Origin of the sequence: Streptomyces sp. NPDC001728, assembly GCF_040297565.1 — a bacterium.
GTDB lineage: Bacteria > Actinomycetota > Actinomycetes > Streptomycetales > Streptomycetaceae > Streptomyces.
On record NZ_JBEOZK010000035.1, the window covers coordinates 1 to 22,811 of the forward strand.

The window sequence follows — 22,811 nt, forward strand, 5'->3', positions numbered from 1 at the left end:
CACGCTGTTGAGTTCTCAAGGAACGGACGCTTCCTTTGTACTCACCCTCTCGGGCTTTCCTCCGGCGCTTCCTTCGTTTCCGACTCTATCAGATCTTTCCGATCCGATTTCCTCGGTGCTTTCCGGTCCCTTTTGTTTTCACTCCGGGGGCCTTTCGGCGTTTCCGACTTTATCAGAAGACCTGAGTCGGATTTCCCACCTCCCGTGGAACCGTTCCTGCACACGTCGGCGCCGGGGGTTCCCGTTCTGGCGGAGCCGTAAACGTACTGGAGCGGGGCGCCCCGATGCAAATCGAGGGGCCCCGCTCCGGTGTCGCGCTGGTCAGACGTCTCAGACCTCGACGACGACCGGGAGGATCATCGGGCGCCGGCGGTAGGTGTCGGAGACCCACTTGCCGACGCTGCGGCGGATCAGCTGCTGGAGCTGGTGGGGTTCCACGACGCCGTCCTGGAAGGACTTGTTGAGCGCCTGGTCGATCTTCGGGAGCACCGCGTCGAACGCGGCGTCGTCGATCCCCGAGCCACGGGCGTGGACGTTCGGGCCGCCCACGATCTTGCCCGTGGAGGAGTCGACCACGACGAAGACCGAGATGATGCCCTCCTCGCCGAGGATCCGGCGGTCCTTGAGGGAGGTCTCGGTGACGTCGCCGACCGAGAGGCCGTCGACGTACACGTACCCCGCCTGGACCTTGCCGGTGATCCGAGCGCGGCCGTCGACCAGGTCGACGACGACGCCGTCCTCGGCGATGACGATGTGGTCCTTGGGGATCCCCGTCATCGCGCCGAGCTCGGCGTTGGCGCGCAGGTGGCGCCATTCGCCGTGGACCGGCATGAGGTTCTTCGGGCGGCAGATGTTGTAGAAGTACAGCAGCTCGCCGGCCGAGGCGTGGCCCGAGACATGGACCTTGGCGTTGCCCTTGTGGACGACGTGCGCGCCCCAGCGGGTCAGGCCGTTGATCACGCGGTAGACCGCGTTCTCGTTGCCCGGGATGAGGGACGACGCAAGGATGACCGTGTCGCCGGGGACGATCCGGATCTGGTGGTCGCGGTTCGCCATCCGGGACAGGGCGGCCATCGGCTCGCCCTGGGAGCCCGTGCAGACCAGCACGACCTCGTCGTCCGGCAGGTCGTCGAGGGTCTTCACGTCCACGACGAGGCCGGCCGGGACCCGGAGGTAGCCCAGGTCACGGGCGATGCCCATGTTGCGGACCATGGAACGGCCGACGAAGGCCACCCTGCGGCCGTACTCGTGGGCGGCGTCCAGGATCTGCTGGATGCGGTGCACATGGCTGGCGAAGCTGGCCACGATGATGCGCTTCTGGGCGTTCGCGAAGACCGCGCGCAGGACGTTGGAGATGTCCTTCTCCGGCGGAACGAAGCCCGGGACCTCGGCGTTCGTCGAGTCGGACAGCAGGAGGTCGATGCCCTCCTCGCTGAGCCGCGCGAAGGCGTGCAGGTCGGTGAGGCGGCCGTCCAGCGGCAGCTGGTCCATCTTGAAGTCGCCGGTGGCGACGGCCATGCCCGCGGGGGTGCGGATGGCGACCGCGAGCGCGTCCGGGATGGAGTGGTTGACCGCGATGAACTCGCAGTCGAACGCGCCCAGGACCTCTCGGTCGCCCTCCTTCACCTCAAGGGTGTAGGGGCGGATGCGGTGCTCCTGGAGCTTGGCCTCGATCAGGGCGAGGGTCAGCTTGGAGCCGATGAGCGGGATGTCCGGCTTGAGCCGGAGCAGGTAGGGGACAGCACCGATGTGGTCCTCGTGCCCGTGCGTGAGCACGATGCCCTCGATGTCGTCGAGGCGGTCCCGGATGATGGTGAAGTCCGGCAGGATCAGGTCGACGCCGGGCTGCTCCTCCTCGGGGAAGAGGACGCCACAGTCGACGATGAGCAGACGGCCGTCGAACTCGAAGACCGTCATGTTCCGGCCGATCTCGCCGAGCCCGCCGAGTGGGATGACGCGCAGGGCGCCCTTCGGGAGCTTCGGCGGAGCACCGAGTTCAGGATGCGGATGACTCAAAAGACTCTCCTCACCACGCACGCCACGTACCTCTTGGCACGTGGCGCGCATGACATTCGTGCACTTGCTGTTGTCAGTGTTCAGTTGTGAAGTCCGTTGTCAGAGTTCTACCCCGCCGGCGGCCAGGTCGACCTTGAGCTGCTCGGTCTCCTGCGGGGAGAGCTCCACGAGCGGCAGCCGCAGCGGGCCGGCCGGGAGGCCCTGGAGGGCGAGCGCGGCCTTGGTGGTCATGACGCCCTGGGTGCGGAACATGCCGGTGTAGACGGGGAGCAGCTTCTGGTGGATCTCGGTGGCCTTCTGGACCTCGCCGCCGAGGTGGGCGTCGAGGAGGGCCCGGAGTTCCGGGGTGACGACGTGGCCCACGACGGAGACGAAGCCGCAGGCGCCGACGGAGAGCAGGGGCAGGTTGAGCATGTCGTCGCCGGAGTACCAGGCGAGGCCGGAACGGGCGATGGCCCAGCTGGCGCGGCCGAGGTCGCCCTTGGCGTCCTTGTTGGCGACGATGCGCGGGTGCTCGGCGAGCCGGACGATCGTCTCGGTGTCGATCGGGACGCCGCTGCGGCCGGGGATGTCGTAGAGCATCACCGGGAGCTCGGTGGCGTCGGCGATGGCCGAGAAGTGCCGGTACAGGCCCTCCTGCGGGGGCTTGTTGTAGTACGGCGTGACGGCGAGCAGGCCATGGGCGCCGTCGCGCTCGGCGGTGCGGGCGAGCTCGATCGAGTGGTGGGTGTCGTTGGTGCCGATGCCGGCGACGACGTGGGCGCGGTCGCCGACCGCCTCCAGTACCGCTCGTACCAGCTCCGATTTCTCCGCGTCGCTGGTGGTGGGGGACTCGCCGGTGGTGCCGTTGACGACGAGGCCGTCGTTGCCTGCGTCCACCAGATGGGTGGCCAGTCGCTGGGCACCGTCGAGGTCGAGTGCGCCGTCCGCCGTGAAGGGCGTGACCATGGCGGTGAGGACCCGCCCGAAGGGGGTCTGCGGAGTGGAGATCGGAGCCATGGGTAACACGCTACTCGCTGCTCAGCGCCGGGTGTCCCCGAGGGGGACAGGAGAAAGGGAGCCCGGCGCTGCCTGCTCGGGGGTTCAGGCAGCGCCGGGTCCGTTTGATCAGCCTAGATGAACTTCGTGAAACGTCGCAATACGGACACTTCGCGCGAGCCCTTCGGACGTGTGTGCGTTACGGGGCCACACGGCCGTTCTTGTTGAAGGCGGCGTGGGTCAGCGGCATCAGCCGGGCCCAGTGCTCCTCCATCTTCTCGCCGACCATCTCGATCTCCCGCTGCGGGAAGGACGGGACCGCCGCCAGCTCGTGCTGGGTGCGCAGGCCGAGGAAGTGCATCAGCGAGCGGGCGTTGCAGGTGGCGTACATCGAGGAGAACAGACCGACCGGGAGGACCGAACGGGCGACCTCGCGGGCGACGCCGGCCGCCAGCATCTCCTGGTAAGTGGCGTACGCCGTCCGGTACGACTCCTCCATCGTCCGGCTGACCACCTCGTGCTGCTCCTGGGTGCCGTCGACGAAGACGTACTTGCCGGGGCGGCCCTCCTGGACGAGCTTGCGGGAGGTGTCCGGGACGTAGAAGACCGGCTGGAGCTCCCTGTAGCGGCCCGATTCCTCGTTGTACGACCAGCCCACGCGGTGCCGCATGAACTCCCGGAACACGAAGATCGGGGCGCTGATGAAGAAGGTCATCGAGTTGTGCTCGAACGGGCTGCCGTGGCGGTCCCGCATCAGGTAGTTGATCAGGCCCTTCGAGCGCTCGGGGTCCTTCTGGAGCTCTTCGAGGGACTGCTCGCCCGCGGTGGACACCCGGGCCGCCCAGAGGACGTCGGAGTCGGCCGCCGCGCTCTTGACCAGATCAACGGTGACGTCGCTCCGGAAGTCGATCTTCACGTTCTCGGTGGGGCTGTCGGTCACCAGCGGTCCTTCCGTTCGGTTGTTGCAGTCGCCCACTCTAACGACGTCCTACCGGAGGATGAGATTCGGCCGCTTTGGTGAAAAAGGGCACCAAAGTGCCGGTTCTGTCGTCTCTACCTGTGAAGGACGACGACTACCGAGGAGAGTGGCCCTGATGTTCAGCCGGAGAGAGGCCGTACCGTTCGCGTTCGTCGCGGAGGCCGACCACTTCCGCAGTAACGTCACTCCACCGCCCCGGGAGCGCCTCAACGCCTCGCAGATCGTGGGCCGTACGCTGATCGGACTGACCGTGGTGGCCGGCCTCGTCGGCTCCCTGATCTTCGGGATGCCATCCCTGCAGTCGGGCGGGTCCGCCGCTCACCAGCAGCAGTCGGAGGCCTCCGACAACCGCTGAGGTAGCCTCACCGGGCACTGCCCCTTCGAGCGTGCTTGTGAGTGAGGAACCGTCGTGCCCCTGCCCTTTCTGACGGCCGACCGTGCTTTTGACACGACCGACCACGTCGCCCTGCCGTTCGACGACCACGATCAGTGGCGCCGTCCCTACCGGCCGGGGTCATGGCGGGTCGGGGCGGCGGCGCTGACATTGCTGCTCGCCTCGTTCGTGCTCCTCGCCGCGGTGATCATCGCGGCCGCCGGAGCCTTCGGCGGGGCGTCCGCCACCCTGGGCATCGCGGTGCTCGCCATCCTGGCCGCCCTGCGGATGCTCCGTATGGGCACCTGGGTGAGCCGCGCCGGAGCGCGCCGCGTCGCCTTCTTCTCGACCGTCACCGTGCCCTGGGCCAAGGTGACTTCCGTGCGGACCGTGCAGCAGCCCGTGCGCTGGCTGGGACTCCCCCGCACCGTCCAGGGCCAGGCCCTGGTGCTCGGCCGGCAGGGTGGTGAGCAGCTGCTGCTGCTCACCGACCACAATGCCGACTTCCTCTCCCGCGTCGAGGCCTTCGAGCGGGCCGCCGACACGGTCGAGGCCTGGAACTCCGAGTACGGCGTGGTCCCGGCCGCCACGCGCTGACCGGGACCTTCGGGAACACCACGGCACGGCGGGCAGCACCCGCCGTGCCGTCAGACGCCGACCGGACGCCCCTCGTGGAGCGCGATGGCCCGCTGCATCGCCTTGCGGGCCCTGGGGGTGTCCCGGGCGTCGTGATAGGCGACCGCGAGCCGGAACCAGCAGCGCCAGTCGTCCGGTGAGTCCTCCGTCTCGGCCTTGCGCCGGGCGAAGACCTCATCGGCCGAGTCGCGGTCGATCCGGCCGCCCTCGGTGCGCTTGAGTTCGTCGACGGGCAGACCGCCCTCCGCCTCCAGTTCGGTGGCGAGGCGGTTCGCCCGACGGGCGAAGCGGGTGTTCTGCCAGAGGAACCAGCCGCCGACGACGGGCAGCAGGAACGCCACCCCGCCCATGGCCATGGCGGCCGGCTCGCCCGTGAGGAGCAGCAGGACGCCCTCCATCCCCACCACCCCGAAGACCAGCACGAGGACGGTGGCGAGGAAGACGTACGTGATCTTTCCGCCCATGCCCGTCAGCCCAGGTCCAGGAAGTTCTCCAGGCCGAAGGTGAGGCCCGGAGTGCTGGTCACGCGGCGGGCGCCCAGAAGGATGCCCGGCATGAAGCTGGAGTGGTGCAGCGAGTCGTGGCGGACGGTGAGCGTCTCGCCCTCGCTGCCGAGCAGCACCTCCTGGTGGGCCAGCAGGCCCCGGAGGCGTACGGAGTGGACCGGGACGCCGTCGACGTCGGCGCCGCGCGCCCCGTCCAGGCCGGTCGCGGTCGCGTCCGGCTGGGCGCCGAGGCCGGCCCCCGTGCGGGCGGCGGCGATCAGCTGGGCCGTCCGGGTCGCGGTGCCGGAGGGGGCGTCCACCTTGCGCGGGTGGTGCAGCTCGACGACCTCGACCGACTCGAAGTACGGGGCCGCGAGCTGCGCGAACCTCATGGTGAGGACCGCGCCGATCGAGAAGTTCGGAGCGATGAGGACGCCGGTCTCCGGGGAGGCGGCGAGCCAGGTCCGCAGCTGCGCGAGGCGGTCCTCGGTCCAGCCGGTGGTGCCGACGACCGCGTGGATGCCGTGGCGCACGCAGAAGTCGAGGTTCGCCATGACCGAGTCCGGGGTGGTCAGCTCGACCACGACCTGGGCGCCCGCCTCGGTGAGCGCCTCCAGCTCGTCCCCGCGGCCGAGGGCCGCGACCAGTTCCATGTCCTCGGCGGCCCCGACGGCCCTCACGGCCTCGGAGCCGATGCGGCCCTTGGCTCCGAGGACCGCCACACGCAGCTTGCTCATTGCTCTTCCTTAGGGGACTAGGGGTCAGGAGACCGCTTGGTGGAGGCGGTCCGCCTGCTTGTCCTTCAGCGGGCCGATCACCGAGAGCGAGGGCCGCTGGTCCAGTACATCGCGGGCGACCTCCCGGACCTCGTCCGGGGTGACGGCCGCGATCCGGTCCAGCATGTCGTCCACCGACATCTGGGTGCCCCAGCACAGCTCGCTCTTGCCGATGCGGTTCATCAGCGCACCGGTGTCCTCCAGGCCCAGCACGGTCGAACCGGAGAGCTGGCCGACGGCGCGGGCGATCTCGTCGTCCGTGAGGCCGTCGGAGGCGACCTTGTGGAGCTCGTCGCGGCAGATCTTCAGGACGTCGTGGACCTGGCCGGGCCGGCAGCCCGCGTACACCCCGAAGAGGCCGCAGTCGGCGAAGCCCGAGGTGTACGAGTACACGCTGTAGGCCAGGCCGCGCTTCTCCCGGACCTCCTGGAAGAGACGGGAGGACATGCCGCCGCCGAGGGCCGTGTTCAGCACGCCGAGGGCCCAGCGGCGCTCGTCGGTGCGGGCCAGGCCCGGCATGCCGAGGACCACGTGGGCCTGCTCGGTCTTGCGGTTGAGCAGTTCGACGCGGCCCGCCGCGCGCAGCGTGCGCACGCCGTCGCGCGGGGCGATGGGGGTGACGTCGGTACGCCCGAGGGCGCCGGCCTTCTCGAAGGCGCGGCGGACCTGACGTACCACCGTCGCGTGGTCGACATTGCCCGCGGCGGCGACGACCAGGTGGGTCGGGTCGTAGTGCTTCTTGTAGAAGCGGGCGATCTGGCCGCGGCTCAGGCCGTTGACCGTGTCGACGGTGCCGAGGACCGGGCGGCCCAGCGGGGTGTCGCCGAACATCGTCCGCGCGAAAAGCTCGTGCACGACGTCACCGGGGTCGTCCTCGGTCATCGCGATCTCTTCGAGGATGACGCCGCGCTCGGCGTCCACGTCCGCGTCGAGGATGAGCGAGCCCGTGAGCATGTCGCAGACGACGTCGATCGCCAGCGGCAGGTCGGTGTCGAGCACCCGGGCGTAGTAGCAGGTGTACTCCTTCGCCGTGAAGGCGTTCATCTCGCCGCCGACCGCGTCGATGGCGGCGGAGATGTCGAGGGCGGACCGCTGCCGGGTGCCCTTGAAGAGGAGGTGCTCCAGGTAGTGGGTGGCGCCGTTGAGCGCGGGGGTCTCGTCGCGGGATCCGACGTGCGCCCAGATGCCGAAGGTGGCGGAGCGCACCGAGGGGAGGGTCTCGGTGACGATCCGGAGGCCGCCGGGGAGGGTCGTTCGGCGGACCGTGCCGATGCCGTCCTTGCCCGGGAGAAGCGTTTGGGTACGGGCGACGGCCCGCCCCTCCGAGGAGGGGCGGGCCGTCGTCACGGAACTACGGGACGTCACTTGGCAGCGTCGTCCTTGTCGCCCTCGGCGTCCTCGTCCGCGATCACGGGGATCAGGGAGAGCTTGCCGCGCTGGTCGATCTCGGCGATCTCGACCTGGACCTTGGAGCCGATCGCGAGCACGTCCTCGACGTTCTCCACGCGCTTGCCACCGGCGAGCTTGCGGATCTGCGAGATGTGCAGCAGGCCGTCCTTGCCGGGCATGAGGGAGACGAAGGCACCGAAGGTGGTGGTCTTGACGACCGTACCCAGGTAGCGCTCGCCGACCTCCGGCATGGTCGGGTTGGCGATCGAGTTGATCGTGGCGCGGGCGGCCTCGGCCTGCGAGCCCTGCTGGGCACCGATGTAGATGGTGCCGTCGTCCTCGATCGTGATGTCGGCGCCGGTGTCCTCCTGGATCTGGTTGATCATCTTGCCCTTGGGGCCGATGACCTCACCGATCTTGTCCACCGGGATCTTGACGGTGATGATGCGCGGCGCGTTCGGGGACATCTCGTCCGGAACGTCGATCGCCTCGTTCATCACGTCGAGGATGTGCAGACGCGCGTCGCGGGCCTGCTTCAGCGCGGCGGCCAGGACCGAGGCGGGGATGCCGTCGAGCTTGGTGTCGAGCTGGAGCGCGGTCACGAACTGCTTCGTACCGGCGACCTTGAAGTCCATGTCGCCGAAGGCGTCCTCCGCACCGAGGATGTCGGTGAGGGCGACGTAGTGCGTCTGGCCGTCGATCTCCTCGGAGATCAGACCCATGGCGATACCGGCGACGGCGGCCTTGAGCGGCACACCGGCGTTCAGCAGCGACATGGTGGAGGCGCAGACCGAGCCCATCGACGTCGAGCCGTTGGAGCCGAGGGCCTCGGACACCTGACGGATCGCGTAGGGGAACTCCTCGCGCGACGGCAGCACCGGCACGATGGCGCGCTCGGCGAGCGCGCCGTGGCCGATCTCGCGGCGCTTGGGCGAGCCCACGCGGCCGGTCTCGCCGACGGAGTACGGCGGGAAGTTGTAGTTGTGCATGTAGCGCTTGCGGGTCACCGGGGAGAGGGTGTCCAACTGCTGCTCCATGCGGAGCATGTTCAGGGTGGTGACGCCCAGGATCTGGGTCTCGCCACGCTCGAACAGCGCCGAGCCGTGCACGCGCGGGATGGCCTCGACCTCGGCCGCGAGCGTACGGATGTCCGTCAGGCCACGGCCGTCGATGCGGACCTTGTCCTTGATGACGCGCTCGCGGACCAGCTTCTTGGTCAGCGCGCGGTAGGCGCCCGAGATCTCCTTCTCGCGGCCCTCGAAGGCCGGCAGGAGCTTCTCGGCGGCGACCTCCTTGATGCGGTCGAGCTCGGCCTCGCGGTCCTGCTTGCCGGCGATGGTGAGCGCCTTGGCGAGCTCACCCCTGACGGCGGCGGTGAGCGCCTCCAGGACGTCGTCCTGGTAGTCCAGGAAGACCGGGAACTCGCCGGTGGGCTTGGCGGCCTTGGCGGCGAGGTCCGACTGGGCCTTGCAGAGCGCCTTGATGAAGGGCTTCGCGGCTTCGAGGCCGGCGGCGACGATCTCCTCGGTGGGAGCCTCCGCGCCGTCCGCGACGAGCTGGATGGTCTTCTCGGTGGCCTCGGCCTCGACCATCATGATCGCGACGTCGCCGTCCTCCAGGACGCGACCGGCGACCACCATGTCGAAGACGGCGTCCTCGAGCTCGGTGTGCGTCGGGAAGGCGACCCACTGGCCCTTGATCAGGGCGACGCGGGTGGCGCCGATGGGGCCGGAGAAGGGCAGGCCCGCCAGGATCGTGGACGCCGAGGCGGCGTTGATCGCGACCACGTCGTACAGGTGGTCGGGGTTGAGCGCCATGATCGTCTCGACGATCTGGATCTCGTTGCGCAGGCCCTTCTTGAAGGAGGGGCGCAGCGGGCGGTCGATCAGGCGGCAGGTGAGGATCGCGTCCTCGGAGGGGCGGCCCTCCCGGCGGAAGAAGGAGCCGGGGATCTTGCCGGCCGCGTACTGCCGCTCCTCGACGTCCACCGTGAGGGGGAAGAAGTCGAGCTGGTCCTTGGGGCGCTTCGAGGCGGTGGTCGCCGAGAGGACCATCGTGTCGTCGTCCAGGTAGGCGACGGCGGAGCCGGCGGCCTGCTTGGCCAGACGGCCGGTCTCGAAGCGGATGGTGCGGGTACCGAAGGTGCCGTTGTCGATGACGGCCTCGGCGTAGTGGGTCTCGTTCTCCACTAGTGGTTTCTCCTACGTGTTCGTCTTTGCGTCCGGGGCCCGTGTGGCCGGGGACGGTGGCGACGGCGGCGGAGAGGCGCCTCGGGTGCGGGCCGGTCTTCGATCGAAGCACCCGGTGATTCGTCCGGGGGCCACTACCGAGGACCGGCGGCTGGCCGGCGGCTTCTCGCTCGTCGTATGGGGTTGTGCGACCAGACTAAGCCGGTGCGCACACTTTGTGCACGTACGGCAAAGGGAGCGGCCCCCTGAAAGTGGGAACCGCTCCCTTCACGGCGTCCTTACTTGGCGCCGCCGGCCGCACCGCGGCGGATGCCGAGGCGGTCGACCAGGGCACGGAAGCGCTGGATGTCCTTCTTGGCCAGGTACTGCAGCAGGCGGCGGCGCTGGCCGACCAGGATCAGCAGACCACGACGGGAGTGGTGGTCGTGCTTGTGCTGCTTGAGGTGCTCGGTCAGGTCCGAGATGCGACGCGACAGCATCGCGACCTGAACCTCGGGAGAGCCGGTGTCGCCCTCCTTGGTGCCGAACTCGGTCATGATCTGCTTCTTGACAGCGGCGTCGAGAGCCACGCGGATCTCCTCTTGGTGTTCGTGCGCCCGCGAGTGCCCCTGGTCTAGGTCTCAGGGGAAGCTTCCGTGACTCGACGGGCGAAGGTCCGATGAGCGCAGCTTCCAGAGGTTTCCCGACCAGGTCGGGCGATGTTCCGGGAGCGCGTACACAAACGGCCGTCACACAGCGTACCAGCTCGCCGCAGCGGGCCCGGGGCCACCCGGTCCTCGCCGGTACGGGCCCGGGGCCGGCCGGCTACTTGCTGGTGAGGGCCCGGGGCCGGCCGGCTACTTGCTGGTGAGGGCCCGGACGCTGGTGAAGACGTCGAGGACGGCGAGGCAGAGCGGGACGAGGGACAGCAGGACGAAGCCCTCCGCCAGGTCGAGCAGCCGACCCCAGAACGGCGAGAGGCCCTTCCTCGGGATGATCAGGCCGATCGCGGTGATCAGGGCGGCGCCGGCGGCGACGGAGGCGGTGAGCCAGATCGTACGGATGTCCAGGCCGCCCCGGTCCCCGTACATCAGGAACTCCTTGACGAGGTCCGCCGGCGGGTTGAGGGAGAGGCCGAGGACGAGCAACGCGATGGCGGCGATGCCGGCGACCAGGACGCAGACGACCTGCGAGGTGTAGCGGAAGAGCCGGGCGCGCAGCAGCATCGCGAGGCCGGCGGCGAGGGCGAGGAGCTGGCCCCAGACGTTTCCGGCGAAGCCGAGGACGGCGGCGGAGCCGACGACGACGGCCGCGCAGCCGCCGACCAGACCGAGGAGCATCTCGTGGCCGCGGCGGGCCTGGAGCGCGATGCGCTCGCCGTCGACGGGCTGCGCTTCCTCGCCGCTCGGCTGCTGCGGGTCGCCGAGGAACTCGTCGTCGGCGGCGCTGCGCGGGGCCGCGTAACCGATGGGGAGCCGGGCGAAGCGGGCGGAGAGGCCGGGCAGGAAGGCGACGAGTCCGATCGCGACGGGGGCGCAGAGGGCGGCCGTCTCGGTGGCGGAGGAGTCGGTGAGGATCGCCAGGAACGTGGCGAGGGTGCCGACGGCGGCGAGGAAGGTGGCGGCGACGAAGGGCGCGTCACCGCTGGGGGTGAGCGCGACGAGCGCCACCGAGGCGACGAGCACGGTCACCGAGCCGAGCAGGAACTGCAGCCGGCCGGGGCCCTGGCCGGGGTCGGCGGCGATGATGCCGGAGCCCGCGATGAGCAGCAGGGGCAGGGCGCCGAGTCCGAGGGCGACGGCGGTCGCCCGGTCGCCGTACACGCGGGCGCGCACTCCGGCGAAGGCGGTCAGCAGGAAGCCCCCGGCGCCGGCGATGATCCCGGGGAGGCTGTGCATGTCGTGGCGGACCGGGTCGGCGAACCAGAGGACGAAGCCCATCAGGACGAGCAGCAGCACGCCGCCGAGGAGTCCGGCGCCGCGCAGCAGTTCGTCGCTCCACAGGTGCCGGTCGCGGGTGACGGCGGAGGCGACGGCGTCGGACACGTCGTCGTAGACGGCCGGCGGCAGCGACTGTGCGAACGGGCGAAGGGAGAGCACCTCGCCGTCGAGGACCTGCTGGGCGACGAGGGTGCGGGCGCCGTCGAGGACGGATCCGTCGCGGCGCACCAGGTGGTACCCGGTGGGGGTGCCGGCGGCCTGGGTCTGCCCGGTGAGCCGCAGGATCTCCGGATAGACGTCGGCGACGGCGATGTCCTCGGGGAGTGCGACGTCGATGCGGCTGTCCGGCGCCACGACGGTGACGCGGCAGAAGCCGGTCGCTGCGGTCGTACTCACGTGTCTGGACCCCCTGATTCGCGGTTGCGCACGATGCGCGCGCCACCCTACCGGGGACGGCCGGTGGGGGCTGCAAGTAGGATCGCCGTCCCATGGGGGAAGTCCGTGCGCCCGGCTGCCGACAGGGGTGCCGAGCGGATGCTCCCGCCACGAGCCCGCCTCCAACGAGGGATTGATGCGCCGGTGAGCCAGATCGTCGTCAAACGCCCGCCGAGGTCGCTTCCGCCGGAAGTGCCCGGTGAGGAACTGGTCCTGGAGTCTCCGCCGGAACTCCCTCGGGGTCAGCAGGAGTCGGCGTTGATGCAGCTCCTGCCGATGCTCGGCATGGGTTCCTCGGTGGTCTTCTTCTTCATGACGCCGTCGCCGATCATGCGGATCATGGGCACGCTGATGCTGGCTTCGACGGTCGCGATGGCCGTCGCGCAGTTCGTCAGATTCCGTCGCGGTACGCAGGGGCAAATGGCCGATGTCCGCCGCGACTACCTCAAATACCTCGCCCAGACCCGGCGTACGGTGCGGCGCACGGCCCGCAGGCAGCGGGACGCGCAGCTGTATCTGCACCCCTCCCCCGAGCAGTTGTGGTCGGTGGTGGCCGAGGGTTCCCGGGTGTGGGAACGGCGGGTCGGCGACCACGACTTCGGGCAGGCCCGGATCGGGCTCGGCGCGCAGCAGCTGGCGACGCCGCTGGTGGCACCGGACACGGCGCCCGTGGACGAGCTGGAGCCGCTGTGCGCGGGTGCGATGCAGCAGTTCCTCGCGGTGCACGGCACGTTGGACGGGCTGCCGATGGCGGTCTCGATGCGGGCGTTCTACCACGTGACGGTGTCGGGTGAGCCGGAGTCGGCGCAGGCGACGGCGCGCGCCCTGGTGGCGCAGCTGGTGACGCTGCACTCCCCCGACGACCTGATGCTGGCCGTGGTCGCGGCCCGTCCCGCGCAGGAGCGCTGGGACTGGACGAAGTGGCTGCCGCACACCCAGGTTCCGGGCCAGGTCGACGGGGCCGGGACGAAGCGGCTGTTCGGCGACGACCTGAGCGATCTCGAGCAGTTGGTCCGCTCCCGGCTGGACGGCCGGCCGCGGTTCTCGCGGGAGAACCAGCCGGTCCTGGACCAGCCGCACGTGGTGGTGGTCCTGGACGGCGGTCTGGTGCCGCCGGACTCGCTGCTCGCGGCGCCCGAGGGCCTTCAGGGTGTGACGATCGTGGAGGTCGTCCCCGGTGACCTGGACGAGCCGCGAGGCGGTCTCTCCGTGGTGGTGCGGCCGGGCCGGCTGCGTCTGGAGTCGGGCGGCGGTTTCGCGTACGAGGGGCTGCCGGACGGCATCTCGCTGCCCGCGGCGGAGGCGCTGGCCCGTCAGCTGGCGCCGCTGCGGATGGGCGGCGGGGACGACGACGAGCCGCTGCTCGCCAATCTGGACTTCACGGATCTGCTGAACCTGGGTGACGCGGCCTCGGTGGACGTGGCGCGGACCTGGCGGCCTCGGTCGGTGGCCGAGCGCCTGCGGGTGCCGATCGGTGTCGGCGAGGACGGCCAGCCGGTCATGCTGGACCTCAAGGAGGCCGCGCAGGAGGGCATGGGCCCGCACGGTCTGTGCGTGGGCGCGACGGGTTCCGGCAAGTCGGAGCTGCTGCGGACGCTGGTGCTCGGTCTGGCGGTGACGCACTCCTCGGAGACGCTGAACTTCGTCCTCGCGGACTTCAAGGGCGGCGCGACCTTCGCGGGCATGTCGCAGATGCCGCACGTGGCGGCGGTCATCACCAACCTGTCGGACGATCTGACGCTGGTCGACCGCATGGGCGACGCGATCCGCGGTGAGCTCCAGCGGCGGCAGGAGCTGCTGCGCTCGGCGGGCAACTACGCGAACATCCACGACTACGAGAAGGCGCGGGCGGCGGGTGCCCCGCTGGAGCCGCTGGCCTCGCTGGTCCTCGTGATCGACGAGTTCTCCGAACTCCTCACCGCCAAGCCGGACTTCATCGACATGTTCATCCAGATCGGCCGCATCGGCCGTTCGCTGGGCGTGCATCTGCTGCTGGCCTCGCAGCGCCTGGAGGAGGGCAAGCTGCGCGGCCTGGACACGTACCTCTCGTACCGGATCGGTCTGCGGACCTTCTCGGCGGCGGAGTCGCGGACGGCGATCGGTGTCCCGGACGCGTACCACCTGCCCTCGGTGCCGGGTTCGGGCTATCTGAAGTTCGGTACGGACGAGATGACGCGTTTCAAGGCGGCGTACGTCTCGGGCACCTACCGGACGGGCGGGCCGCGCCTGGAGATCGGGCAGCTGCCGGTGGAGCGGCGCCCCGCGCTGTTCACGGCGGCGCCGGTGCCGGTGGTGTACGCGGCTCCGGACCCGGCGTACCTCACGGCGCAGCGTGCCGAGGAGGACGACGCGCTCGCGGACACCGTCCTCGACGTGATCGTGCGGCGGCTGGAGGGTCAGGGGGTGCCGGCGCACCAGGTGTGGCTGCCGCCGCTCGACCAGGCGCCCTCGCTCGACCAGTTGCTCCCGGGGCTCGCGCAGACGGCGGACCGGGGGCTCACGGCGACGGAGTACACACGTCAGGGCGGGCTCACCGTGCCGCTCGGCCTCATCGACAAGCCGTTCGAGCAGCGGCGCGAGGTGCTGTACCGGGACTTCTCGGGCGCGGCCGGTCACATGATGGTGGTCGGCGGTCCGCAGTCCGGCAAGTCGACGATCATGCGGACGCTGATCTCGTCCTTCGCGCTCACCCACACACCGGCGGAGGTGCAGTTCTACTGCCTGGACTTCGGTGGCGGCGGCATGATCTCGCTCGCCGACCTGCCGCATGTCGGCGGGGTGGCGTCTCGGCTGGACCCGGAGCGGGTGCGGCGGACGGTCGCGGAGGTCCTGGGCGTACTGAACCGGCGGGAGGAGTTCTTCCGCTCGAACTCCATCGACTCGATCGCGACCTACCGGCGCAAGCGGGCTGCCGGTGAGCTGCCGGGCGAGGCCTGGGGCGACGTCTTCCTCGTCGTGGACGGCTGGGGCGGTTTCCGCAACGACTACGACATGCTGGAGCCGGTCGTCTCCGACATCGCGGCGCGCGGTCTGGGCTACGGCATCCACGTCGTGATCACCGCCGCCCGGTACATGGAGGTCCGGGCGGCGCTCAAGGACCAGATGCTGGGCCGGCTGGAGCTGCGGCTCGGTGACGTCATGGACTCCGAGTTCGACCGGAAGGTCGCGGCGAACGTGCCGACGGGTGTCCCGGGTCGCGGTCAGGTGCCGGAGAAGCTGCACTTCATGGGCGCGCTGCCGCGGATCGACGGGGCGAGCTCGGCGGACGACCTGTCGGAGGGCACGGCGGCGTTCGTCCGGTCCGTGCAGTCGAGCTGGACCGGCGCTCCGGCGCCCGCGGTGCGGCTGCTGCCGCGCAAGCTGCCGGCGGAGCGGCTGCCGAAGGGCTTCGAGTACCCGCAGCACGGCATCGCGATCGGCATCGACGAGACGAACCTGGAGCCGGTGTTCGTCGACTTCGAGTCGGACCCGTTCTTCCTGGTGTTCGGCGAGAGCGAGTCGGGCAAGACGGCGCTGCTCCGGCTGATCGCCAAGCAGCTGTGCGAGCGGTACACCCCGGAGCAGGCGCGGATCGTGGTCGGCGACTACCGGCGGACGATGCTGGAGGCGGTGGCGCCCTCGCACCTCCTGGAGTACGCGCCGATGGCGTCGGCCATGCAGATGCACATGGACGCGATCAACACGGTGATGACGAAGCGGGCGCCGAAGCCCGACATCACCCCGCAGCAGCTGCGCGACCGCAGCTGGTGGTCGGGTCCGCAACTGTTCGTCCTGGTCGACGACTTCGAGCTGGTGGCGACCAACTCGGGGAACCCGCTGGCGGTGCTGGTGGAGAACCTGCCGTTCGCGCGGGACGTCGGCATCCGGTTCATCGTGGCACGCAACGCCGCCGGTGCCTCCCGGGCGATGTACGAGCCGTTCATGCAGCGGATGAAGGAACTGGGCGCGCAGGGCGTGCTGTTGTCCGGTGACCCGGGCGAGGGCGACATCCTCGGCAACGTCCGGGCGCGGCCGATGCCGCAGGGCCGGGGCACGTTCGTGTCGCGCAAGCGGGGCACGCCGCTGGTCCAGCTGGGCTGGCTGCCGGAACAGCACTGAGCGGAGCGGTCCCTCCCACTAGTGTGGGAGGGACCGCCGCACCACCGCGAAGGGAAAGCGCCGATGAGCGACGTCGACGAGACCACCACCGAGAGCGCGGACGCCGCTCTGGCCGCCGAGAAGCAGCGGCAGAAGGACGAGCTGTACGCGCTCGACATCTCGGGCGTCAGCTGGGAGGGCGCGCCGGGCACCGGCCCGGACGAGGAGCGGGTGGAGATCGCGCGGCTGCCCGAGGGCGGGGTGGCGATGCGTTCGTCCCTCGACAAGGGCACGGTGCTGCGCTACACGAAGGCCGAGTGGGACGCGTTCGTCCTGGGGGCCAAGGACGGCGAGTTCGACCTGCGGTGACGCCGTGACACGCGTGAGGGGGTGGCCCGTCGGACGGGCCACCCCCTCACGCGTGTGCGTGGGTGCTCACATCATGCGGAACCGGGCGGCGTTGCCCTTGTCGGTGTCCCGGTAGCCGACGACGGAATCGTCGAGGAGCTGGGCGATGCGCCGCAGGTCCGAGTTCATGCCGCCCATGTCGCGGGTCAGGCGGTCCTGGCTCTCGCGGTACGCGATCTTCGCCTCGCCTTCCCAGTTGGAGGCGACGCGGTTGACCTCGGCCATGAGGTCTTCCAGCTTCTGGGTGAGGGTGCTGGAGGTGAGGCGGACGTCGGCCGCCGCCTGCGTCACGGTGTCGTAATTGACCGCAGTGGTCATGGTGATGACTCCTGAAGTGAGAGTGGCGCGGAGGACTGGTCGGGCAGGACCGCTCAGGCCATGCCGAGGATGGCGCTCTGGCCGGCGGCGGTGTCGTCCATGGTGCGGAAGGACCGAATGCGGTCGTCCTCCTCCTGCGTGAACCCGTCCGCGCTCATGCGCATGATCTCCTCGAGCTTCACGAGCTCGACGCGCATGCTGCGGAGACGCTGGTTCAGGTCGTTCTGGACCCGGTCGTACTCCTTGCTCGCAGCGCCCTGCCAGCCCGCCTGGATGCGGTCCACCACGCCGTTGAGGGAGGTGATGCGGGCCTGGAGCTCGTCGTGGAAGTCCTGGATCCGGCCGGCGAGCTTGACTTGTTCGGCACTGGTTACGTTCAGGTCTTTCGACATCTTGCCCCTTCTTCCTTCGGTGGCGTCGACGGCCGGGCCGTCGGGCCATCCGGTCGTGATGCGGACGGGAATCTTCTGATGCCGCCCCCGTGCTGGGTTCGCACTACCGTGCGCCCAGCGGTCACTTTAGCCATTGGCGGCGGCAGTTCCAACTGCAAAGGAAGGTCCGGATACTTGACCGATACGCGGGTCAACGGGCCCTCCTTCCCCTGCGGCTGTCGCGGATCACGACGGCCGTTCCGGTGACCACGGCCACCAGGACGACACCGATCCCCAACGTGTAGGTGGCGAGCCGTTCGGAGCGCTCCTGGGGAGTCTCCGACAGTGCCAGTGCGGCCGGCTCGGGGGCCGGCGCCTTGGGCGGGCCCGGGTCGGCGGTGGGCTCGGAGGGCGCCACCCCGGGAGGGGTGTCGGCGAGCGCCCGTACCGGGTCGACGATGCCCCAGCCGACGTGCTTGTCGCGGCCGTTGATCGAGCGGACGGCGGTCTGCTCGATCCGGGCGACGATCTGGGCGGCCGTCCAGTCCGGGTGCTTGGCCCGGAGCAGGGCGGCGACGCCGGCGACGTACGGGGCGGAGAAGCTGGTGCCGTTGTCGACGCACTGGCCGCCGCCGGGGACGGTGGAGACGATGTCGACGCCGGGTGCGGCGACGCCGACGAAGGTGCCGGACTGGGAGAACGCGGCACGTTCGTTGTTCCGGTCGGAGGAGGCTACGGCGAGCACACCGGGGAAGGCGGCCGGGTAGGTGTTCCTGAACGCGCCGTCCATGCCGTCGTTCCCGGCGGAGGCGACGACCACCACGTTCGCCTCGATCGCGCGGGCGATGGCCAGGCCCATGGGCGAGTCCGCGGCGAGCGGCTGGGTGGTGTCCTGCGAGATGTTGATGACGTGGGCCTTCTGCTTGACCGCCCAGTCGATCGCCAGCGCCATCGTGTCGGACTTGCCGCTGTTCTTCTCGTCGTTCTGCCGGATCGGGATGATCGTCGCCTCGGGCGCGAGACCGACGAAGCCCGTGCCCTTGCGCGGGTGGGCGGCGATGATGCCGGCGACCTTCGTGCCGTGGCCGACGTCGTCGACGGTGCCGTCGGTCTTGCCGCGCAACTCGTCGCCGTAGCCCGGGTTCTTCTTGTCGGGCTTGAGGAAGTCCTTCCCCGCCTTGGCGTCGACGGCTTCGCTCAGCTGCGGGTTGACGTCGTCGACGCCCGTGTCGATGACGGCGACGCGGACGCCCTTGCCCTTGGTGTCCTGCCACAGCTCGTCGAGCAGGACCCGCTGGAGCGGCCAGGGGGTGCCCTCGATCTGCTTCTTCATCGGGAAGGTGCACTCGCCGCTGCCGTCGAGCTCCCACTGTCCCGGTACGGGCTCCGCGGCGGCGGCCGGGGCCGCGAGGAGGGCGGTGAGCGTGCCGGCGGCGAGCAGGGCGCCCGCGCGGTACGCCGTCGTGCGGTACGTCGTCACCGGTGCCACCCCCTAGGAACCCTGCGGCCGACGCGCGCTGTTGGTGTCGAGCCTCGGCCCCTTCGACAGGAACTCCGACCATTCGATCGGGACGAGGGCCGGCTGGACGTTCTCGTAGCCGAGACGCTTCTGGGCATCACTGGGTTCCGGCCGTCCGTCGGTCGGTTTCTCCTTGTCCCCGGCGCCGATCTCGGAACGGTCGGAGTCGCTGTCCCCGTTGGCCTGGACGGCGTACCGCAGGCCGGTGTCGGTGACGAGGAACAGTGAGCCGCCGGGCGTCTTCTGGCCGGCGCCCTGGACCTGGGTGTAGAGCAGGCCGGTGCCCGGGGTGACGTACGTGCTGGTGCCGCCCGCGGTGATGTCGGCGGGGTACTCGGTGCCGGCCCAGGTCGTGACGGTCGCCACGCCCTTGTCGCTGACGCCGGTGAGCACGCTGCAGACGGTGTCGCGCGCGGTGTCGCCGGCCCCGGTGTTGACCTGCTTGGGCCTGAGCCGCGGCCAGCGGGCGCCCGCGTTGAACGGGGTGGGGTCCGGCTCGAAGGAGGAGGCGTCGACGGTGGTGATCTTGCCGTCCATGTCGAGGACGCCGGTCTGCGGGGAGTTGACGAGCAGCCAGGCGGTGAAAGGGGTGACCGGCTGGACCTTCCCCGCGAGGACCACGTAGTCCTGGAGCCCGGCGCCGGTCTCGGCGCTCAGCACCGTGCCGATCCGGTTGTCCGTCGACCGCAGGCCGTCGCCGGGGATGCCGGCGGGGTCGCCGACCCTGCCCTCGACGCGCGGGAAGTCCACCGGGTCGCCGGTCCGCAGGGTGGCGAGCCAGTCGTCGGTGACGGCCTGCGGCTCCCGGTGGAGGCCGACGAGCGCGGTGAGCAGGCCCTTGGAGTCCGCCTTCACCGGGTACTTGGTGCCCGTGTGGTCGACGAGGAACTGGGCGGCGCCCTTCTGTCCCTTGACGTAGAGGATCTCGCCGTCCGACAGGCGGTTCTCGTTCTCGGTGCGCTTCAGGTCCCGCTCGGCGAAGAGGAAGGCCGCTTTCTGGACGCTGGCGCCCGCGCCGCCGCCGGGCTGCTCGCAGACGGCCCAGCGCTTGGCCTTGCCCGCGTCCTCGGCGGTGGGCAGCCGGTCGGGGGCGTACGGGATGCCGAGGATCGGTCCGCGCGGCGGCTTGCCCTCGTCGAGCTTCTTGTCGGCGACCTGGACGACCTGGAACTGGTCGGGGTTGAGGAGGAGTCGGGCGGAGGCGAGGTTGAGGACCGGGTGGAGCAGGGTCTTCGCGTCCTCGCCCGTGCCGGTCTGCAGGACCACGTACCGGGTGGTCGACTGCTTGCCGACGATGACCCGGGTGCCGGGGGTGTCCCAGCCCTTGGGGGCCTGGGGGCTGAACATGCCCCAGGCGCCGAAGCCGGCGACGACGAGCGCGGCGACGATCAGACCGGGGACGAGTGCGCGCAGCGGCTTCGGCGCCCCCTCCTCCGTGCCCGAGGGCGAGGGTTGGAGGAATGCCGCCACCGTGCGCTTCTTCGCAAAGGTGTACGCGTTGAGCTCGTCCCGCCGCGATGCCATGAGTCCCCATTCTCGTCAGGCGCGATCTTCGCGCGGGAGCCGGGGAGGTGACACCCGGGCTCCGGCCGTCGGACCGGCCCCCTACTATGCCTGCTGTCCCGTGGGGTTCGTGGGGCGGGTAGGGTGATCCGGCCGCCAAAGCCCTGGCGGGCCAGCGTGATCGGGATGAATTGAGGGGGATTCTCCATCATGGCTTCCGCGACGCGGACGCGGCCCGCCGCGGCCACCGCCACCGCACCCCCGCCCTCGGGGCCCACCGCTTCGGTGTCACCGAGGCTCCAGGCCCGGCCGGGACACTTCGGTTCGTTCCAATTGCAACAACTCGTACTGATCGAGGTGGCGGCCGCTCTGCTGGTCGTGGCCTGGGTCGTCGAGCCGGTGCTGCTGGTGCCGGCGGGCGTGGTCGCCGTCGTGCTCCTCCTGCTGGCCGTCGTACGACGGCACCGGCGTTCCCTGCCCGAGTGGCTGGGAACCTTCCTCGCGCTGCGGGCCCGCAGCCGCCGCGCTTCCTCCTTCACCGTGCCGGAGGGCACCGAGCCGGGTTTCGCACCGGTCGTGGAGTGCGATCCCGCGCTGCGGACCTACGCGTACAGCGACCGTGACCGGCGGCCGGTCGGCATGGTCGGCGACGGCACCTTCCTGACGGCCGTCCTGCGCGTCGAGTCGGACGGCACGGCCCTGCGCCCGGACCGCGCGGCGAAGCCGCTTCCCGTCGCACTCGTCCAGGACGTCCTGAGCGTGGACGGCATCCGGCTGGAGTCGGCGCAGATCGTGCAGCACACCCAGCCGGCGCCCGCCCCGCACCTGCCCGCGCAGTCGATGGCCGCGCGCAACTACGGTCCGCTCCAGGCGCAGACGGGGTCCCCCGCGGTCCGGATCACCTGGATCGCGCTCAAGCTCGACCCCGAACTGTGCCCGGAGGCGGTGGACGCCCGCGGCGGCGGCATGACCGGCGCGCAGAAGTGCGTGGTGCGGGCGGCGGACCAGCTGGCGAGCCGGCTCGCCGGAGCCGGGTTCACGGCGAGCGTGCTGACCGAGCAGGAACTCACCTCGGCGCTCGCCACCTCGACCTGCGCCAGCCCGATGGCCATCGCGCAGGCGGGCCGGGGGCAGGCGCAGGCGCGCAGGACCCAGGAGACCGCGCGGACCTGGCGGGTGGACGACCGCCGGCACACCACGTACTGGGTGGGGCGCTGGCCGCAGCTCGGCGGCCGGAGCGGCGGCGGGGCCTCGATGCCCCAGCTGGTCGCGCTCCTGACCTCGCTGCCCGCGCTCGCGACGACGTTCAGCCTGACGCTGAGCGGCGGGGACCGGCAGGAGGTGACGGTCACCGGACACGTACGGATCACCGGGCGCAGCGACGAGGAACTCGTGGGCGCACGGCACGAACTGGAGCGCGCGGCGCGCGGGGTGAGGACGGGACTCGTGCGACTCGATCGCGAACAGGTGCCGGGCATGCTCGCGACGCTTCCGCTGGGGGGTGCGCGCTGATGTCCGCACCTTCCTTCGGTACGCCGGACCGCGCGGGCGCTTCGGGCGCCACCGGCGTCTCCGGCATCCCCGGTGTCACCGGTGGTTCCGGCCGGGCCGCTTCCCGGGCGGCGGATCCCCGGCGGACCGGGCGGGTCACCCGGCCCCGGTTCGGATTCGGGCTCGTCGGGCCCCGCCGCGACCGGCACTCCGTCCCGCTCGAACAGCTCGACGCGATGGCGCTGCCGGTCGGCGACGACGGCATGGTCATCGGCGTCGACGCCGAGAACCGGCCCGCCGTGCTCGGCATCAACAGGCCCGTCCCGTACGACATCACCCTCATCGGCGGTCTGTGGACCGCGCAGGTGATGGCGCTGCGGGCGGCGGCGACGGGCGCCCGGATCGCCGTCGAGACCGGCCGCGCGCAGGCGTGGACCGGACTCGCGCAGGCCGCGGGCGGCGGGCAGCCGTGCATCTCGCTGCACGACGTGGGGCGGGTGCCGCCGCAGGGCGCGTCCGCCGGCAGTCCGGTGGTCGTGGTCCGCGACTGCGGCATGCGTCCGCCGCGCGGCCGGGTCGTGTCCGCGCCCTGGCAGTCGGTGGTGACGCTGCTCCCCTATCTGAGCCCGGTCGCGCCCCGGCTCCTGGAGAAGTCCTCCCTGGTCGGCGTGCAGCGGGTGTCGCCCGACGAGGCCGCCCAGATCGGCCGGATCATGAGCCTGCCGCGCCACGAGTACGAAGCCCTGTCGACGCTCGCGGACGGCGTGACCCTCTGGTGCACCCCGAACGACCGCCAGTTCGTGATGACGCAGGCGACGGACGCCGAGACCGGATTGTTGGGCGGCGCGCGCCGCATGGACTGAACGGCCCGAAGTCGTTCAAGTACGTCCGCTTTTACATTGATTTGAACGGTCGGGGTTCTCACTCTGCGGCGCGGGCGGGTCACTTG

19 protein-coding genes are annotated in these 22,811 nt (G+C 70.6%); 6 read left to right on the forward strand and 13 right to left on the reverse strand.

Annotated elements, in window-relative coordinates; genetic code table 11:
* Positions 1-330 precede the first annotated feature (330 nt).
* From ABT154_RS32925 to thyX, 3 genes are all read right to left on the reverse strand, one after another.
* Positions 331-2,016, reverse strand: coding sequence for a ribonuclease J (locus tag ABT154_RS32925; RefSeq protein ID WP_351861918.1), 1,686 nt, complete (start codon positions 2,014-2,016; stop codon positions 331-333).
* A gap of 99 nt (positions 2,017-2,115) precedes the next feature.
* Positions 2,116-3,015, reverse strand: coding sequence for a 4-hydroxy-tetrahydrodipicolinate synthase (gene dapA / locus ABT154_RS32930; protein WP_317874333.1), 900 nt, complete (start codon positions 3,013-3,015; stop codon positions 2,116-2,118).
* 178 nt (positions 3,016-3,193) lie between these two features.
* A complete protein-coding gene (thyX, locus tag ABT154_RS32935) occupies positions 3,194-3,934 on the reverse strand; it encodes an FAD-dependent thymidylate synthase (protein WP_056565777.1) in 741 nt (246 codons plus the stop codon).
* Positions 3,935-4,088: 154 nt separating this feature from the next.
* Here thyX and ABT154_RS32940 point away from each other — a divergent pair, with 154 nt between their 5' ends.
* On the forward strand, positions 4,089-4,328 hold the full coding sequence (locus tag ABT154_RS32940; RefSeq protein ID WP_351861921.1) for a hypothetical protein: 240 nt from the start codon (positions 4,089-4,091) through the stop codon (positions 4,326-4,328).
* Positions 4,329-4,382: 54 nt separating this feature from the next.
* Positions 4,383-4,943 (forward strand): SCO5741 family PH domain-containing membrane protein, encoded by a 561-nt coding sequence (locus ABT154_RS32945; protein ID WP_351861923.1) that lies wholly within the window; start codon positions 4,383-4,385, stop codon positions 4,941-4,943.
* 50 nt (positions 4,944-4,993) lie between these two features.
* Here ABT154_RS32945 and ABT154_RS32950 read toward each other — a convergent pair whose 3' ends face one another.
* The 6 genes from ABT154_RS32950 to eccD form a co-directional block, all read right to left on the reverse strand.
* Positions 4,994-5,446 carry a tetratricopeptide repeat protein gene (locus tag ABT154_RS32950; protein ID WP_056565787.1) on the reverse strand — a complete coding sequence of 151 codons (453 nt, stop codon included), beginning with the start codon at positions 5,444-5,446 and terminating at the stop codon, positions 4,994-4,996.
* 5 nt (positions 5,447-5,451) lie between these two features.
* Positions 5,452-6,204, reverse strand: coding sequence for a 4-hydroxy-tetrahydrodipicolinate reductase (gene dapB / locus ABT154_RS32955; protein WP_351861925.1), 753 nt, complete (start codon positions 6,202-6,204; stop codon positions 5,452-5,454).
* 24 nt (positions 6,205-6,228) lie between these two features.
* Entirely contained in the window at positions 6,229-7,608 is a 1,380-nt protein-coding gene (locus ABT154_RS32960) for a M16 family metallopeptidase (RefSeq protein ID WP_351861926.1), read from the reverse strand.
* The gene (locus ABT154_RS32965) at positions 7,605-9,821 is read right to left on the reverse strand and encodes a polyribonucleotide nucleotidyltransferase (RefSeq protein WP_351861928.1); all 2,217 of its coding nucleotides are present in this window, start codon (positions 9,819-9,821) and stop codon (positions 7,605-7,607) included. Before ABT154_RS32965 ends, ABT154_RS32960 begins: the two co-directional genes overlap by 4 nt.
* Positions 9,822-10,099: 278 nt before the next feature.
* Positions 10,100-10,390, reverse strand: coding sequence for a 30S ribosomal protein S15 (rpsO, locus tag ABT154_RS32970; protein WP_056565800.1), 291 nt, complete (start codon positions 10,388-10,390; stop codon positions 10,100-10,102).
* A 267-nt stretch (positions 10,391-10,657) separates the two neighbouring features.
* Entirely contained in the window at positions 10,658-12,136 is a 1,479-nt protein-coding gene (gene eccD / locus ABT154_RS32975; protein WP_351861930.1) for a type VII secretion integral membrane protein EccD, read from the reverse strand.
* 183 nt (positions 12,137-12,319) lie between these two features.
* On the opposite strand from eccD, the gene eccCa reads away from it, so the two are divergent.
* Entirely contained in the window at positions 12,320-16,273 is a 3,954-nt protein-coding gene (gene eccCa / locus ABT154_RS32980) for a type VII secretion protein EccCa (protein ID WP_351861932.1), read from the forward strand.
* Between the two features lie 63 nt (positions 16,274-16,336).
* The gene (locus ABT154_RS32985) at positions 16,337-16,621 is read left to right on the forward strand and encodes a DUF397 domain-containing protein (protein WP_351861933.1); all 285 of its coding nucleotides are present in this window, start codon (positions 16,337-16,339) and stop codon (positions 16,619-16,621) included.
* A 66-nt stretch (positions 16,622-16,687) separates the two neighbouring features.
* On the opposite strand, the gene ABT154_RS32990 is transcribed toward ABT154_RS32985, so the two are convergent.
* The 4 genes from ABT154_RS32990 to eccB form a co-directional block, all read right to left on the reverse strand.
* Positions 16,688-16,978, reverse strand: coding sequence for a WXG100 family type VII secretion target (locus ABT154_RS32990; RefSeq protein WP_351861935.1), 291 nt, complete (start codon positions 16,976-16,978; stop codon positions 16,688-16,690).
* 53 nt (positions 16,979-17,031) lie between these two features.
* Positions 17,032-17,370 carry a WXG100 family type VII secretion target gene (locus tag ABT154_RS32995; RefSeq protein WP_351861937.1) on the reverse strand — a complete coding sequence of 113 codons (339 nt, stop codon included), beginning with the start codon at positions 17,368-17,370 and terminating at the stop codon, positions 17,032-17,034.
* Positions 17,371-17,560: 190 nt separating this feature from the next.
* Positions 17,561-18,682, reverse strand: a complete 1,122-nt coding sequence (gene mycP / locus ABT154_RS33000; protein ID WP_502969656.1) for a type VII secretion-associated serine protease mycosin — start codon at positions 18,680-18,682, stop codon at positions 17,561-17,563.
* A gap of 159 nt (positions 18,683-18,841) precedes the next feature.
* Positions 18,842-20,392: a type VII secretion protein EccB gene (gene eccB, locus ABT154_RS33005; protein WP_351861941.1), complete on the reverse strand. Its 1,551-nt coding sequence runs from the start codon at positions 20,390-20,392 to the stop codon at positions 18,842-18,844.
* Between the two features lie 189 nt (positions 20,393-20,581).
* On the opposite strand from eccB, the gene eccE reads away from it, so the two are divergent.
* Complete coding sequence (eccE, locus tag ABT154_RS33010) at positions 20,582-21,883, forward strand: type VII secretion protein EccE (protein WP_351861943.1); 1,302 nt, start codon at positions 20,582-20,584, stop codon at positions 21,881-21,883.
* Positions 21,883-22,725: a hypothetical protein gene (locus tag ABT154_RS33015; RefSeq protein WP_351861945.1), complete on the forward strand. Its 843-nt coding sequence runs from the start codon at positions 21,883-21,885 to the stop codon at positions 22,723-22,725. Before eccE ends, ABT154_RS33015 begins: the two co-directional genes overlap by 1 nt.
* Positions 22,726-22,811 lie beyond the last annotated feature (86 nt).

Bases quoted from the DNA above. Each gene is read 5' to 3' on its own strand.
- dapB (WP_351861925.1), bottom strand. From the start codon at position 6,204: ATGAGCAAGCTGCGTGTGGCGGTCCTCGGAGCCAAGGGCCGCATCGGC.
- ABT154_RS32995 (WP_351861937.1), bottom strand. From the start codon at position 17,370: ATGTCGAAAGACCTGAACGTAACCAGTGCCGAACAAGTCAAGCTCGCC.
- dapA (WP_317874333.1), bottom strand. From the start codon at position 3,015: ATGGCTCCGATCTCCACTCCGCAGACCCCCTTCGGGCGGGTCCTCACC.
- ABT154_RS32985 (WP_351861933.1), top strand. From the start codon at position 16,337: ATGAGCGACGTCGACGAGACCACCACCGAGAGCGCGGACGCCGCTCTG.
- ABT154_RS32990 (WP_351861935.1), bottom strand. From the start codon at position 16,978: ATGACCACTGCGGTCAATTACGACACCGTGACGCAGGCGGCGGCCGAC.
- eccB (WP_351861941.1), bottom strand. From the start codon at position 20,392: ATGGCATCGCGGCGGGACGAGCTCAACGCGTACACCTTTGCGAAGAAG.
- ABT154_RS33015 (WP_351861945.1), top strand. From the start codon at position 21,883: ATGTCCGCACCTTCCTTCGGTACGCCGGACCGCGCGGGCGCTTCGGGC.
- mycP (WP_502969656.1), bottom strand. From the start codon at position 18,682: ATGAAGAAGCAGATCGAGGGCACCCCCTGGCCGCTCCAGCGGGTCCTG.
- ABT154_RS32940 (WP_351861921.1), top strand. From the start codon at position 4,089: ATGTTCAGCCGGAGAGAGGCCGTACCGTTCGCGTTCGTCGCGGAGGCC.
- eccE (WP_351861943.1), top strand. From the start codon at position 20,582: ATGGCTTCCGCGACGCGGACGCGGCCCGCCGCGGCCACCGCCACCGCA.
- ABT154_RS32950 (WP_056565787.1), bottom strand. From the start codon at position 5,446: ATGGGCGGAAAGATCACGTACGTCTTCCTCGCCACCGTCCTCGTGCTG.